At 61.1% G+C, this 14,710-nt stretch carries 15 protein-coding genes and 1 tRNA gene; 10 read left to right on the top strand and 6 right to left on the bottom strand.

Annotated elements, in window-relative coordinates:
• Positions 1-98 precede the first annotated feature (98 nt).
• The 4 genes from M5G17_RS12065 to M5G17_RS12080 are packed head-to-tail and all read left to right on the top strand — an operon-like array spanning position 99 to position 4,102.
• On the top strand, positions 99-1,067 hold the full coding sequence (locus M5G17_RS12065) for a YbgA family protein (protein ID WP_273893144.1): 969 nt from the start codon (positions 99-101) through the stop codon (positions 1,065-1,067).
• Positions 1,057-1,950: a MerR family transcriptional regulator gene (locus M5G17_RS12070; RefSeq protein WP_273893145.1), complete on the top strand. Its 894-nt coding sequence runs from the start codon at positions 1,057-1,059 to the stop codon at positions 1,948-1,950. Before M5G17_RS12065 ends, M5G17_RS12070 begins: the two co-directional genes overlap by 11 nt.
• Positions 1,941-3,383, top strand: a complete 1,443-nt coding sequence (gene phrB, locus M5G17_RS12075) for a deoxyribodipyrimidine photo-lyase (RefSeq protein WP_273893146.1) — start codon at positions 1,941-1,943, stop codon at positions 3,381-3,383. The genes M5G17_RS12070 and phrB overlap by 10 nt, the downstream gene beginning before the upstream one ends.
• Positions 3,380-4,102, top strand: coding sequence for an SDR family NAD(P)-dependent oxidoreductase (locus tag M5G17_RS12080; RefSeq protein WP_337993345.1), 723 nt, complete (start codon positions 3,380-3,382; stop codon positions 4,100-4,102). Before phrB ends, M5G17_RS12080 begins: the two co-directional genes overlap by 4 nt.
• A gap of 21 nt (positions 4,103-4,123) precedes the next feature.
• On the opposite strand, the gene M5G17_RS12085 is transcribed toward M5G17_RS12080, so the two are convergent.
• From M5G17_RS12085 to hemA, 6 genes are all read right to left on the bottom strand, one after another.
• A complete protein-coding gene (locus tag M5G17_RS12085) occupies positions 4,124-4,642 on the bottom strand; it encodes an acyloxyacyl hydrolase (RefSeq protein WP_273893147.1) in 519 nt (172 codons plus the stop codon).
• A gap of 114 nt (positions 4,643-4,756) precedes the next feature.
• The gene (murI, locus tag M5G17_RS12090) at positions 4,757-5,557 is read right to left on the bottom strand and encodes a glutamate racemase (RefSeq protein ID WP_273893148.1); all 801 of its coding nucleotides are present in this window, start codon (positions 5,555-5,557) and stop codon (positions 4,757-4,759) included.
• The gene (locus M5G17_RS12095; protein ID WP_273893149.1) at positions 5,550-6,305 is read right to left on the bottom strand and encodes a molybdopterin-synthase adenylyltransferase MoeB; all 756 of its coding nucleotides are present in this window, start codon (positions 6,303-6,305) and stop codon (positions 5,550-5,552) included. Before M5G17_RS12095 ends, murI begins: the two co-directional genes overlap by 8 nt.
• Complete coding sequence (gene prmC, locus M5G17_RS12100; RefSeq protein WP_273893150.1) at positions 6,299-7,129, bottom strand: peptide chain release factor N(5)-glutamine methyltransferase; 831 nt, start codon at positions 7,127-7,129, stop codon at positions 6,299-6,301. Before prmC ends, M5G17_RS12095 begins: the two co-directional genes overlap by 7 nt.
• On the bottom strand, positions 7,130-8,212 hold the full coding sequence (gene prfA, locus M5G17_RS12105) for a peptide chain release factor 1 (protein ID WP_273893151.1): 1,083 nt from the start codon (positions 8,210-8,212) through the stop codon (positions 7,130-7,132).
• Positions 8,209-9,486, bottom strand: a complete 1,278-nt coding sequence (gene hemA / locus M5G17_RS12110; RefSeq protein WP_273893152.1) for a glutamyl-tRNA reductase — start codon at positions 9,484-9,486, stop codon at positions 8,209-8,211. The genes prfA and hemA overlap by 4 nt, the downstream gene beginning before the upstream one ends.
• A gap of 176 nt (positions 9,487-9,662) precedes the next feature.
• On the opposite strand from hemA, the gene M5G17_RS12115 reads away from it, so the two are divergent.
• The 6 genes from M5G17_RS12115 (at position 9,663) to M5G17_RS12140 (ending at position 14,690) form a co-directional block, all read left to right on the top strand.
• Positions 9,663-11,387, top strand: coding sequence for a tetratricopeptide repeat protein (locus tag M5G17_RS12115; RefSeq protein ID WP_273893153.1), 1,725 nt, complete (start codon positions 9,663-9,665; stop codon positions 11,385-11,387).
• Positions 11,388-11,391: 4 nt separating this feature from the next.
• On the top strand, positions 11,392-12,009 hold the full coding sequence (gene lolB / locus M5G17_RS12120; protein WP_130263086.1) for a lipoprotein insertase outer membrane protein LolB: 618 nt from the start codon (positions 11,392-11,394) through the stop codon (positions 12,007-12,009).
• 3 nt (positions 12,010-12,012) lie between these two features.
• Positions 12,013-12,864 carry a 4-(cytidine 5'-diphospho)-2-C-methyl-D-erythritol kinase gene (ispE, locus tag M5G17_RS12125; protein WP_273893154.1) on the top strand — a complete coding sequence of 284 codons (852 nt, stop codon included), beginning with the start codon at positions 12,013-12,015 and terminating at the stop codon, positions 12,862-12,864.
• Positions 12,865-12,898: 34 nt separating this feature from the next.
• Positions 12,899-12,973, top strand: a tRNA-Gln gene (locus M5G17_RS12130).
• A gap of 47 nt (positions 12,974-13,020) precedes the next feature.
• A complete protein-coding gene (locus M5G17_RS12135; protein WP_010225730.1) occupies positions 13,021-13,962 on the top strand; it encodes a ribose-phosphate pyrophosphokinase in 942 nt (313 codons plus the stop codon).
• 137 nt (positions 13,963-14,099) lie between these two features.
• Positions 14,100-14,690 (top strand): 50S ribosomal protein L25/general stress protein Ctc, encoded by a 591-nt coding sequence (locus M5G17_RS12140; protein WP_130263084.1) that lies wholly within the window; start codon positions 14,100-14,102, stop codon positions 14,688-14,690.
• The last annotated feature ends 20 nt before the right edge of the window (positions 14,691-14,710 follow it).

Consider the following 14,710-nt stretch of genomic DNA (forward strand, 5'->3'; position numbering starts at 1 on the left):
AAGTTGTACAGCACATTTGACTTGCACAGCTTTATCTCTATGATGAGATTTATCTGTACAGTTTTGTTTGCTTGTACAATATTTCCAGGATCCGCCCCATGGATGCTCTTGAACTGCCGCGTAAGCCCCGTATTGCCGTCAGCGCCTGCCTGCTGGGCCAGGCGGTGCGCTTCAATGGCGGTCACAAGGCTTCGCGGTGGTGCACCCAGGTACTCGGCGAACACTTCGATTTGCTCCCAGTGTGTCCGGAAGTCGCCATCGGTCTGGGCGTGCCTCGCCCACCCATCCGCCTGGTCGGCGACCCTGCCGACCCGCAAGCAGTGTGCAGTCGCGATCCCGGCCTGGACCTGAGCGGCCCGCTGCGCGCCTACGGGCAACAGATGGCCCAGGACCTGGATGACATCTGCGGCTATATCTTCATGCACAAGTCACCGTCGTGCGGCCTAGAGCGGGTCAAGGTCTACCAGGCCAATGGTTATCCAGCACCCGAGGGTGGCCGCGGGCTGTTCGCCGACGCATTCTGCACACTGCGCCCGGACCTGCCGGTGGAGGAAGACGGTCGACTCTTTGATCCGGTGCTGCGAGAGAATTTCATCACCCGCGTGTACGCCTATGCCGATTGGCAACAGCTGCTCGCCAGGGGCCTCAGCCGCGGCGCGCTGATCGCATTTCACGCCCGTTACAAGTATCAGCTGATGGCTCACAACCCACAGCAATACAAAGTGTTGGGCAAGCTGCTCGGCAGCATGACCCGTGATGACGACCCCAAAACCCTCGCCCCGCGCTACTTCAGCCAGTTGATGCAAGCCCTGACCCGTTGCGCCAGCCGTGGCACCCACAGCAATGTGCTGCTGCACCTGAGCGGCTACCTGCGCGACGCCCTGAGCGATGCCGATAAACAGGAGATCCGCCAGCTGATCAGCCAGTACCATGCCGGCGTGGTGCCACTGGTGGTGCCGCTGACCCTGCTCAAACATCACCTGCGCAACCATCCGGATCATTACCTGGCCCAGCAGGTCTACTTGCAGCCACACCCGGAAAGCCTGAGCCTGCGCAATGCCATCTGAAGCGCTGCTGCCGATCCGCGAAGTGACGCGCCTGACCGGCATCAACCCGGTCACCCTGCGCGCCTGGGAGCGGCGCTACGGGTTGATCGTGCCGCAGCGAACCGACAAAGGGCACCGTCTGTACAGCCAGGAAGACGTCCAGCGCATTCAGCAGATTCTTGCCTGGCTCAACCGCGGCGTCGCCGTCAGCCAGGTCAAAAACCTGCTCGAGGCTGCGCCGAGCACACCTCAGACAACGGCAGGAAACACCTGGCACACCCTGCGCGAGCAATTGATCGAAGCCATCGCCAGCCTCGCAGAACGCCGCCTCGATCAGCAACTGAACCAGGTCATGGCCCTCTACCCTGCGGCGACGCTGTGCCAACAGCTGTTGTTGCCACTGCTCGAGGAACTGGAGCGGCGTTGGCAGGGACAGTTCGCCGCAAGCCTTGAGCGGGTGTTCTTCTACTCCTGGCTGCGCAGCAAGCTGGGCGCACGGATTTATCACAACAATCACCAACTTGGCGGCGCCCCGTTGCTGCTGGTCAACGGCTCCGACCTGGCCTTCGACCCGCGCTTGTGGCTGAGCGCCTGGCTGGCGAGCAACGCCGGGCACCCAGTGCAGGTCTTCGACTGGGCGCTACCCGGCAACGAGCTGCCCCTGGCCGTAGGCCGCCTGCGGCCATGGGCGCTGCTGCTGAGTATCGACAAGGCGCTCGATGTGCCGCGCCTGCAACGAAGCCTGGCCAACATCGACATTGCGAAACTCCTGTGCGGGCGCGCAGTCAGCATTCATAAGCAGGCGCTGCAAGCATGGAACGACGAAACGGTATTTGCCCTCGAAACGCCCCAAGCGGCGCTCGAGTGCCTGCACACGCTATCAGGACACACGACATGCAATTGATCTGGTTGCGCAGCGATCTGCGCGTACTCGACAACACCGCCCTGGCAGCGGCCTGCGAACGCGGCCCGACCCTGGCAGTATGGGTGCTGAGCCCAGGCCAATGGCTGGCCCATGACGATGCGCCGTGCAAGGTCGATTTCTGGTTGCGCAACCTGCAAAGCCTGAGTACGGCACTGGCGCAGTTGAACATCCCCTTGCTCATCCGGCATACCGATACCTGGCAACAGGCGCCCCAGGTACTGCTTGAACTGTGCCGGGAGCATCAGGTGCAGGCGGTGCACTTCAACGAAGAATACGGCGCCAATGAAAGCGCTCGCGACCACGCTGTCAGCGCCCGCCTGGAGCAGGCCGGCATCACCACCCACGCCTATCTGGATCAATTACTGTTGCGCCCGGGCAGCATCCTCACCCGTAGCGGCGGCTACTTTCAGGTGTTCAGCCAGTTTCGCAAGGCCTGTCATGAGCGCCTGCACCTGGGCCTGCCACGCCTTGGCCATCCGCCCAAGGCGCAGGCGCCAATGACCATTGCCAGCGACCCGCTGCCCAATGAAGTGACCGGCTTTGAGTTGCCGCCCCAGTCATTGCGAGACCTCTGGCCTGCTGGCGAACAGGAGGCGCAACGCCGACTGCAGCATTTCGTCGAAGAATGCGCCGCCGACTACCAGACACAACGCGACTTTCCCGCTGTCGCCGGTACCAGCCAGCTCTCGGCGTACCTGGCTGCCGGGGTGATTTCGCCACGCCAGTGCCTGCACGCGGCATTGAGCAACAACTATGGCGAGTTCGACAGTGGCAACCAGGGCCTGGTGACCTGGATCAACGAGCTGCTCTGGCGCGAATTCTACAAGCACATCCTGGTTGGCTACCCGCGCGTCAGCAAGCACCGTGCCTTTCGCGTGCACACCGAAGCCCTGCCCTGGCGCCATGCACCAGACGATCTCAAGGCCTGGCAGCAGGGGCAAACCGGCATCCCGATCATCGATGCGGCCATGCGCCAACTGCTCGCCACTGGCTGGATGCACAACCGCCTGCGCATGGTTGTCGCCATGTTCCTGAGCAAGAACCTGCTGATCGACTGGCGCGAAGGCGAACGTTTTTTCATGCGCCACCTGATCGACGGCGACCTCGCTGCCAACAACGGTGGCTGGCAGTGGAGCGCATCGACCGGCACCGATGCCGCGCCTTACTTCCGCATTTTCAATCCGCTCAGCCAGTCGCAACGCTTCGACGCTGACGGACGCTTCATTCGGCAATGGTTACCGGAGCTGGCTGATCTGGATGCAAAAAAAATCCACAATCCAGTGATTACTGGCGATCTTTTTGCTTCTAAACTTTATCCACAGCCCATTGTGGACCTCGGTAGCAGTCGCCAACGTGCGTTGGATGCTTTTCAGAATTTACCCACGCGGCAGGAACAGAGGGCAGCATCGTGATCAATCCCGTCTCGCGCAGAGTGTGGGTCACCGGCGCCGCCAGTGGCCTGGGCCTGGCATTGGTGCAACAGTTGCTTGAGCACGGCTGGAAGGTTGCCGCCAGCGGTCGTGCCTCCCCCGAGCTCCGGGGATTGTCGCTGCAAAATCCCGAGCAGTTGTTACTGCTCGACGGTAACTTGACGGATGCCACGCAAGCAGCGGCGGCCAGCAAGCAGCTCAGCGAAAGCTGGGGGGCGCTGGACTGCCTGCTGGTGAATGCTGGCACTTGTGATTACCTGGACGCCAGCATCGCACCCACCTTGATTTTTGAAGCCATCACCAGCACCAACCTGAGCGCTTCGGTACATTGCCTGCAGGCGGCAACCCCCTTGCTGGAGAAAGGCCAGGCACCGCAGGTCATGGCGATCCTCAGCCGCTACTCCTCACTGCAATTGTTCGAACCGAGCCAGCCAGCGACGCCGAGCAACAATGTCGCGCAGGTGTTTCGCAGCGCCCGGGAAGCCTTGAAAAACCAGGGCATCGACTTGACCCTGATCGCCCCGCAGGCGCTGAAAGTACCCGTGGTGGCGATTCAGGTCATGCCCGAGCAGTGGACACCAGAAAGTGCTGCCGATGTCATCATCAAGCGCCTGCCTGAACGCGCGCCGGAGTTACTATTCGAAGCACTTGACCTCAACAGCCTCTGGCCATTGCCCGAGCAACCGGCAAGCCCTGTGTAAAACACAGGGCGCTGCACCAGGTCAGAGCGGCATGCGGTAGTGTAATGAGTAGCTCTCGACACCATCGTTGGGTGTTTGCAACCCGGCGTTAGAGTAATGAATGGCGCGTACGCCCACTTCATGTCCACCGGCAAAGCGCAAACCGAAGCCAATGCGGTCTTCGAATTGAAAGGAAGAGCCGATTTCGTTGCTCTCGAGTTCAGTACTGGAAAACGCTGCTACACCGATACCAGCTTCGATGTAGGGTTTGACCGACTCGCCGGCGAACTCGTAAACAAACACGGGTGAAAACGACAGGCTGTGATTGCTGGCGGTCTCATCACCCTCCCAGTAGGTGTAAGCACCATCCCAGTAGCCAGTAAGGCGTCCTACGCTAGTTTGCCACCAACTGACATCCCAGTTCGACTGCAGCCCCAGCCGATAGGTCATGGTTGAGTCGCTGGTCTGCCCGACCGAGAACGATACGTCCGCTGCTTGAGTTGTAAGAGATTGCCCCAGGGTGAAGGCTGCAAGTGCAGCCAAGCAAAGCAGTTTCTTCATGAGAAACGTCCTTTTTCCTAATGCTGTTGTTGGTTTTTTGTCTCACCAGACAATAAATAGAAATCGGTAGCGTTGCGTTAGTTCAGCCAATGTTGAGTGCTTTTCACACTTTTCTTACACTGGAAAGCTTTGCACACTGTCAGATTTATTCCACAGAATTGGAAGGATGTTTCTCAAATGTTCGGGGCTGGCACTGGTCCAGAATTGCGTCTCGCGCGCCGGCCTCGCAGCCAGCAACTGACGCTCCCCCAGCAGACGCTGTAGTTGCCGGGCAACGGCGGCCCCGGTATCGATAATTGCCACCGACTCCGGGATCATTTGCGCCAGCAGGGGCTTGAGGAAGGGGTAGTGGGTGCAGCCCAGGATCAGGGTGTCGCAGCCAGCGTCGAGCAAGGGTTTTACATAGCCTTGCAGCAGTTCGCGCACCACCGGACTGCTCAGGTCACCCGCCTCGATGCACTCAACAAGCCCCGGACAAGGCTGGGTGACGACCTGCACATCACTGGCAAAACGATCGAGCAAGGCCGCGAACTTGGCACTTTGCAGGGTACCCGTAGTGGCCAGCACACCGACAACACCACTGCGGGTAGCGGCGGCGGCAGGCTTTACCGCCGGCTCCATGCCCACCAGCGGCCATTGCCGATAGTGCTCGCGCAAGTCAGCCACTGCCGCCACTGTCGCAGTATTACAAGCCAGGACCATGGCCTTGGCACCCTGCTCGCGAAAAAACTCGGCAACCACGCGACAGCGCTGGCGGATGAATTCCGGCGACTTCTCGCCATAGGGGATATGCCCGCAATCGCCGACATACAGCAGCGATTCATTGGGCAGCAGGCGCTGGATCTCGGCCAGCACCGACAGGCCGCCGACCCCGGAGTCGAAGACGCCGACCGGCGCCGCTACACCTTCAGTCATGCTGCCCGCCACAGACACTGCAACCCGGGTCACGCTTGACCCGTAGCTCACGGAAGCGGCTACCCAGGGCATCGATCAATAGCAGGCGCCCTACCAGCGGCTCACCAAAACCGGCCAGCAGCTTGAGCGCCTCCAGTGCTTGCAGGCTGCCAACCAGTCCTACCAGCGGGCCGAGTACGCCGGCTTCGCTGCAGGTCAGTTCGGCTTCGCTGCCATGGCCGTATAAGCAGTGGTAGCACGGGCTGTGGGCAAGACGTGGGTCGAACACCGACAATTGCCCTTCCAGACGAATCGCCGCGCCACTGACCAGTGGCTTGCCCTGGGCGACGCAGGCGGCATTGACCGCTTCGCGGGTGGCGAAGTTATCCGAGCAATCGAGTACCAGGTCCACGGCCTTGACTACAGTGGCCAGGGAGTCTTCATCAAGGGCCGTGCGATGAGCCCGCAGGGTGATTTCAGGGTTGATCGCCGTGAGTCGGGCAATCGCTGAATCGACCTTGCTCAGGCCGACCGAAGCGCTGTCGTGCAATACCTGGCGCTGCAGGTTGGTGACATCCACGGTGTCGAAATCGGCCAGGTGCAACTCGCCGACGCCGGCCGCCGCCAGGTACAGCGCAACCGGTGAACCGAGGCCGCCAAGGCCGACGATCAGCGCCCGGCTGTTTTTCAGACGCAACTGACCGTCGATATCTACCTGCGCCAGGAGGATCTGCCGGCTGTAGCGCAACAGCTCCTGATCGCTCAGCACGACAGCCGTCCCAGAGTGATGCGCTCGTGGCCGTTAAGATCAAGGCGGCTTTCGATCTGCTCGAAATCATGCTTGGCCAGCAGTTCACGCACGGCAGCAGCTTGGTCATAACCGTGCTCAAGCAGCAACCAGCCACCCGGCAGCAGGTGCTCCGGCGCCTGGCTGACAATGCTGCGCAAATCGTCCAGGCCGTCTGCACCGGAAACCAGCGCGCTGCTTGGCTCAAAGCGTACGTCACCGGCCACCAGGTGCGGGTCGGCGGCGGCGATGTACGGCGGGTTGCTGATGATCAGGTCGTAGCGCTCGCCAGCCAGGGCATCGAACCAGTGGCTGCTGCGTACGTTGACGTTGTTCAGTTGCAGGCGCTGGCGGTTGCGTTCGGCCAGGGCTACGGCTTCGAGCACGCGGTCGACGGCGCTGACCTGCCACTGCGGACGCTCACTGGCCAGGGCCAGGGCAATCGCCCCGGTGCCAGTGCCCAGGTCAAGCAGCCTGACCGCACCAGCCGGCAGCAACTGCAGGGCGGTTTCGACCAGCAGCTCGGTTTCCGGACGTGGGATCAAGGTATGCGGGGCTACTTCCAGGTCGAGTTTCCAGAAACCCTGCTGACCGAGAATGTAGGCCACCGGCTCGCCGGCACGCCGGCGCTGCAAGTAGTCGGCGAAAGTCAGCGCAGCTTCGCTGCTGACAATCCGCTCCGGCCAGGTGTGCAGGTAGCTGCGCGACTTGCCGATGGCCGCAGCCAACAGCAGTTCGATATCCAGACGCGCCGTCGGCGAATCCGGCAACTCCGCACCGCGGAGCAAGCTGGCAATAATCGTCATTTACTCACCCAGTGCAGCCAGTTGATCGGCCTGGTACTCGGCCAGCAACGGCTCGATTACCGCGTCGACTCCCCCGGCCAGAACGTCATCCAGGGAATACAGGGTCAGGTTGATGCGGTGATCGGTCACCCGCCCCTGTGGATAGTTGTAGGTTCGAATACGCTCGGAACGATCGCCCGAGCCGACCAGCAGCTTGCGCTCACTGGCCATGGCGTTCTGCGCGGCGCTGGTCTGGATGTCATTGAGTTTGGCCGACAGCCAGGACATCGCCCGCGCCCGGTTCTTGTGCTGGGAACGCTCTTCCTGGCACTCGACGACGATGCCGGTGGGCAAGTGCGTGATACGGATCGCCGAGTCGGTCTTGTTGATGTGCTGACCACCGGCCCCGGAGGCGCGGTAGGTGTCGACCCGCAAGTCCGCCGGGTTGATCTCGATCGCCACCTGCTCGTCCGGCTCCGGCAGCACCGCCACGGTACAGGCCGAGGTGTGGATACGGCCCTGGGATTCGGTTTCAGGTACCCGCTGGACGCGATGGGCACCGGACTCGAACTTCAGCTTGCTATAAACGCTGTCGCCTTCGACCCGGGCGATGATTTCCTTGTAGCCGCCGTGCTCGCCTTCGTTCTCCGAAAGAATCTCCAGGCGCCAGCCGCGCTTTTCAGCGTAGCGCGAGTACATGCGGAACAGATCGCCAGAGAAGATCGCCGCTTCGTCACCGCCGGTACCGGCGCGGATTTCCAGGAACACGTTGCGCCCGTCGTTGGGGTCCTTGGGCAGCAACATGCGCTGCAGCTGGTTTTCCAGCTGCGCCAATTGATCCTTGGCCTCGCGCACTTCTTCCACGGCCATTTCGCGCAGGTCCGGATCGCTGTCCTTGAGCAGCGCCTGAGCGCCGGCCAGGTCATCCTGAACCTTGCGCCACTGGGCATAGGCAACGGCTACCGGCTCGACTTCGGCATATTCACGGGAATAGGCGCGAAAGCGGGTCTGGTCGGAAATGACTTCGGCATCGCCCAGCAGGGCAGTCAATTCCTCGAAACGGTCCTGGAGAATGTCCAGTTTATTGAGCAGCGACGCTTTCATTGCGGGGTTTTATCCGTCGAACCCTCGGAGAGGGCAAAGAGTTCCTGGGCCATGGCCAGCGCATCGAGGCGGCCTTCGGCAGAGAGCTTTTTCAGTTGCACGCTGGGCGCATGCAACAGCTTGTTGGTCAGGCCACGGGCCAGTTGCACCAGCACTTCGTCGGCACTGGCGCCGTTGGCCAGCAAACGTTGGGCCTTTTGCAGCTCCTCATCACGCAGGCGTTCGCTCTGCTGACGGTAAGCCTTGAGTACATCCACTGCGGCCAGCTCGCGCAGGCGCAGCATGAAATCTTCGGCGCCTACCGAGACCAGCTCTTCGGCAGCCTGGGCAGCACCCTGGCGGCTCTTGAGGTTCTCGGCGACCACCTCGTGCAAATCATCGACGGAGTACAGGTAGACGTCATCGAGCTCGCCAACCTGTGGCTCAATATCCCGCGGCACAGCGATGTCGACCATGAAGATCGGCTTGTGCCGACGCTGCTTCAGGGCGCTCTCCACCGCACCCTTGCCCAGAATCGGCAACTGGCTGGCGGTGGAACTGATGACGATATCGCTGTTCACCAGCTCCTGAGGAATGTCAGCCAACAGCACCGCATGGGCACCGAACTGTTCGGCCAGGATACTGGCGCGTTCCAGGGTCCGGTTGGCCACGACGATGCGTCGTACGCCCTGCTCGTGCAAGTGACGGGCAACCAGGGTGATGGTTTCGCCCGCGCCGATCAACAGCGCCTGGCTACGCCCCAGGTCACTGAAGATCTGCTTGGCCAGGCTGACGGCAGCGAACGCCACCGACACCGGGTTTTCGCCGATGGCGGTATCGGTGCGCACCTGTTTGGCGGCACTGAAGGTGGCCTGGAACAGCCGCCCGAGCAACGGGCCGATGGTGCCGGCTTCGCGGGCCACGGCATAGGCCGACTTCATCTGCCCGAGGATCTGCGGCTCGCCCAGCACCAGCGAGTCGAGGCCCGAGGCCACCCGCATCATGTGCCGCACGGCGTCGTGATCTTCATGGATGTAAGCGCTGGCGCGCAGCTCATCCAGGCTCAGCTGATGATATTCGGCAAGCCAGCGCAGCACACTCTCTGCTGCCAGGTGGTCCTGCTCTATATAGAGCTCACTGCGGTTACAGGTCGAAAGGATCGCGGCTTCGCGGCTGGCGGTCAGTCGGCAGAGCTGCTGCAAGGCGTCCACCAGCTGCTCGGGGGTAAACGCCACGCGCTCGCGTACGTCTACCGAGGCAGTCTTATGGTTGATACCGAGGGCAAGAAAGGCCATGCAAGGTCGCTGATTGTGACGAGAAGCCGATAATTGTCCTACTTCGCAGAGCGCAGAACAACCACCGCTCGCTATTGTCTCTATAGTCTACCTCTACCGAGACCTTCGCTTATGGGTTTGCCCTGGCGCTTGTGTCATGATGAGCCGACCGCTGGTAAGCCGCCCAAATCCCGATTATGAATAGATCCTACGCGTTGCTCCTTGCCCTTGCCTTGCTTCAGGGCTGCCAGACCCTGGCTCCGAATTCGACGGATGCCAAGGCGCCTGCAGATGCCGTCCCGGTGCAACCGGCCAAGCCCACCGTCTACGGGTCGTTCAGCCAGGACACCATCTACAGCCTGCTCAGTGCTGAGCTTGCCGGCCAGCGCGACCGTTTCGACATTGCCCTGGACAACTATGTCAGCCAGGCGATCAAGACCCAGGACCCAGGCATCTCCGAACGTGCCTACCGCATTGCCGAATACCTGGGCGCCGACCAGGCCGCCCTCGACACCTCGCTGATCTGGGCCAAAAACGATCCGGACAACCTTGACGCCCAGCGCGCCGCCGCCATCCAGCTGGCCCGCAGCGGTCGCTATGACGAGTCGATGGTGTTCATGGAGAAAGTCCTCCAGGGCCAGGGCGACACCCACTTCGATTTCCTCGCCCTGTCGGCGCTGGAAACCGACGCCGACACCCGCGCCGGCCTGCAGAACAGTTTCGATCGCCTGCTGGTGAAATATCCCGACAACAGTCAGTTGGTGTTCGGCAAAGCCCTGTTGCTGCAACAGGACGGCAAGGCCCAGGCGGCCCTCGACCTGCTCGAACAACACCCGCCCGAAGCTGGCGAGATTGCCCCGGTGCTTTTGCGCGCCCGCCTGCTGCAAGGCCTGGACCGCGGCAAGGAAGCCCTGCCGCTGTTGCAAAAAACCATTCGCCAGTACCCGGACGACAAGCGTCTGCGCCTGACCTACGCACGCATGCTGGTCGAACAGGATCGGCTGGCCGATGCCAAGGCCGAGTTCGTCAGCCTGGTCCAGCAGTATCCGGATGACGACGAGCTGCGTTACTCGCTGGCCCTGGTCAGCCTGGAAACCAAGGACTGGGACGAAGGCGCCAGCTACCTCGAAGAGCTGATCGCCCGCGACAGCCATGTCGATGCCGCGCACCTGAACCTAGGCCGCATCCTCGAGGAGCGCAACGACCCGCAAGGCGCCCTGAACGAATACGCCCTGGTCGGCCCCGGCAACGATTACCTGCCGGCGCAACTGCGCCAGGCCGATATCCTCATCGGCAACGGCCGTAGCGCTGAAGCGTCACGGCGCCTTGCCGCAGCCCGCGAGGCCCAGCCCGACTACGCCATCCAGCTGTACCTGATCGAAGCCGAAGCGCTGGGCAACAACGACAAGGACGCCCAGGCCCTGCAAGTACTGCAGCAGGCCATCAAACAGTATCCGGACGACCTCAACCTGCTGTACACCCGGGCGATGCTTGCGGAAAAACGCAACGACCTGGCCCAGATGGAAAAGGACCTGCGCAGCATCATCAGCCGCGAGCCGGAAAACGCCATGGCCCTCAACGCCCTGGGCTACACCCTGGCTGACCGCACCAGCCGCTATGCCGAAGCCAAGACCCTGATCGACAAGGCGCACCAGATCACCCCGGATGATCCGGCGGTGCTCGACAGCCTCGGCTGGGTCAATTACCGCCTGGGCAACCTAGACGAAGCCGAGCGCCTGCTGCGCCAAGCGCTGGAGCGCTTCCCCGACCACGAAGTGGCCGCTCACCTAGGTGAAGTGCTCTGGGCCAATGGCAAACGCCGCGAAGCCCGCCAGGTCTGGACCAAGGGCTTCGAAGCCCAGCCCGACAGCCCTATCCTGCGCAAGACCGTCCTGCGCCTGACCGGATCCGAGACCCTATAAGCCTATGTTTTTGCGCCACTGCATTACCTTCTGCCTCATCGCCCTGCTTGCCGGCTGTGCTGGCTTCGGCTCCCGTGAGGCCCTGCGGGGCGAGGGTAGCCCGCAGCTGTGGCGCGAACACAAGCAACAACTGAGCACCCTTGATGGCTGGCAGATCAACGGCAAGGTCGGGATCCGCGCACCGAAAGACTCCGGCAGCGGCACCCTGTTCTGGCTGCAACGCCAGGACTACTACGATATTCGCCTGTCCGGCCCGCTGGGCCGCGGCGCCGCGCGCCTGACCGGACGCCCCGGCGGCGTTACCCTGGAAGTCGCCAACCAGGGGCGCTTCGAAGCACAAAGCCCCGAAGCCCTGCTCGAAGAACAACTGGGCTGGGAACTGCCGGTATCGCACCTGGTCTGGTGGATTCGCGGCCTGCCTGCCCCTGACAGCAAGAGCCAGCTGACTCTCGACAGCGACAGCCGCCTGGCCAGCCTCAAGCAAGATGGCTGGGACGTGCAGTACCTGAGCTACGCCGAACAGAACGGCTACTGGTTGCCCGAGCGCATCAAGCTGCACGGGCAAAACCTCGACGTGACCCTGGTGGTCAAGGACTGGCAACCTCGGCAACTGGGCCACTGATTTATGAACACTGCAACCCTGACCCTGCCAGCACCGGCCAAGCTCAACCTGATGTTGCACATTCTGGGCCGCCGTGCTGATGGCTACCATGAGCTGGAAACCCTGTTCCAGTTTCTCGACCATGCGGACGAGCTGTCCTTTGCCCTGCGTGAAGACGGTGAAGTTCGCCTGCACAGCGATATCGACAACGTTCCCCATGACAGCAACCTGATCGTCAAGGCCGCGCGCAAGCTCAAAGCCCTGACCGGCTGCGACAAGGGCGTGGATATCTGGTTGAAAAAGATCCTGCCCATGGGCGGCGGCATTGGCGGCGGCAGCTCCGACGCCGCCACTACCCTACTGGGCCTCAACCATTTATGGCAACTGGGCTTGAGCGAAGACCAGCTGGCCGAACTAGGCCTGACCCTGGGCGCGGACGTGCCGGTTTTCGTCCGTGGCCACGCGGCATTCGCCGAGGGCGTGGGCGAGAAGCTCACCAAGGATTACCCCGAGGAACCCTGGTATGTTGTGCTGGTCCCGCAAGTATCTGTTAGCACAGCAGAAATTTTTTCCGATCCGCTGTTGACACGTGATTCCTTGCCCCTTAAGATGCGCCCCGTTCCCAAGGGAAACAGTCGAAATGACTGCCAACCGGTGGTAGAGCAGCGTTACCCAGAGGTACGCAATTCATTGTATCTGTTAAACAAATACACTGAAGCCCGACTGACCGGAACTGGAAGTTGTGTGTTTGGGGCCTTCCCAAGCAAAGCTGAAGCTGATAAAGTTTTGGCCCTTCTTGCAGAGACCCAAACAGGGTTTGTAGCCAAAGGAAGCAACGTTTCGATGTTGCACCGCAAGCTACAGAGTCTGCTCTAGGAATCGAGTACCAGGTACTCGCAGCAACAGATACAGGGGCGTCGCCAAGCGGTAAGGCAGCAGGTTTTGATCCTGCCATGCGTTGGTTCGAATCCAGCCGCCCCTGCCATTTTCCTATACTCATCCAGGTATACCCTCAGCCTTCAGGTACTGCGCGTGTCCAAGATGATGGTCTTTACGGGGAACGCTAACCCCGATCTGGCTCGGCGTGTCGTACGTCAGCTGCATATCCCACTCGGTGATGTTTCTGTCGGCAAATTCTCCGACGGCGAAATCAGCACTGAGATTAATGAAAATGTTCGTGGTAAGGACGTTTTCATCATTCAGCCGACTTGCGCGCCAACCAACGATAACCTGATGGAACTGGTAGTGATGGCCGATGCCTTCCGCCGCTCCTCAGCTTCCCGAATCACTGCCGTGATTCCTTACTTCGGATATGCCCGCCAGGATCGCCGTCCGCGTTCGGCGCGTGTAGCTATCAGCGCCAAAGTCGTCGCTGACATGCTCACCGTCGTAGGTATCGACCGTGTTCTCACCGTCGACCTGCACGCTGACCAAATCCAGGGTTTCTTCGATATTCCGGTAGATAACATCTACGGCTCCCCCGTTCTGGTGGATGACATCGAAGACCAGCGTTTCGAGAATCTCATGATTGTGTCCCCGGACATCGGCGGCGTCGTGCGTGCACGTGCTGTTGCCAAGTCCCTGGGCGTTGATCTGGGTATCATCGATAAACGCCGCGAGAAGGCCAATCACTCCGAAGTGATGCATATCATCGGCGACGTCGAAGGACGTACCTGTATTCTCGTCGACGACATGGTCGACACCGCCGGCACCCTGTGCCACGCGGCCAAGGCCCTGAAAGAACACGGCGCTGCCAAGGTTTACGCCTACTGCACGCACCCTGTCCTGTCGGGTCGGGCGATCGAGAATATCGAGAACTCCGTGCTGGACGCACTGGTGGTGACCAACACCATCCCGCTGTCCGCTGCAGCACAAGCCTGTGACCGTATCCGTCAACTGGATATTGCACCGGTTGTTGCCGAGGCGGTTCGCCGCATCAGCAATGAAGAATCGATCAGCGCGATGTTCCGCTGAGGGTTTTCCCTCGCGAACCTCTCGTTGACGAAAAGCGCCCCGCCCCAACACTGGTTGTTGGGGCGGGGCTTTTTTGCCCACCCCGTTTGGCGCTGGTCGCAAACGCCTGCGGGAGATGGCTATTTTGGAGATACAAAATGACTGATTTCATCCTGAACGCCCAAGCGCGTACCGACCTGGGGAAAGGTGCGAGCCGCCGCCTGCGTCGTCTCGCCGCCCAGATCCCTGCCGTTGTTTACGGTGGTGACAAAGAAGCTCAATCCCTGACCATCGTGGCCAAGGAAATCGCCAAACTGTTCGAAAACGAAGCGGCCTACAGCCACGTTATCGAACTGAACATCGACGGCAAGAAAGAAAACGTCGTTGTCAAAGCGATGCAGCGTCACCCGTCCAAGCAGTTCATCATGCACGCTGACTTCGTCCGCGTTGTTGCTGGCCAGAAACTGACCGCCAAAGTACCTGTGCACTTCATCAACGAAGAAGCCCCGGTCAAGAAAGGCGGCGAAATCTCCCACGTAGTGGCTGATATCGAAGTTTCCTGCGAAGCCAAAGATCTGCCTGAGTTCATCGAAGTTGACCTGGCCAACGCTGAAGTCGGCGCGATCATCCACCTGTCGGACCTCAAAGCTCCGAAAGGCGTTGAGTTCGTCGCTCTGGCTCACGGCAACGACCTGGCAGTTGCCAACGTCCACGCTCCAAAAGTAGCACCAGAAGCAGCCGCAGAGTAATTCGTTACTCCGCAGGTGTT

The sequence above is a fragment of the Pseudomonas rubra genome (genome assembly GCF_028656935.1).
In the GTDB taxonomy this organism is placed as follows: Bacteria; Pseudomonadota; Gammaproteobacteria; order Pseudomonadales; family Pseudomonadaceae; genus Aquipseudomonas; species Aquipseudomonas rubra.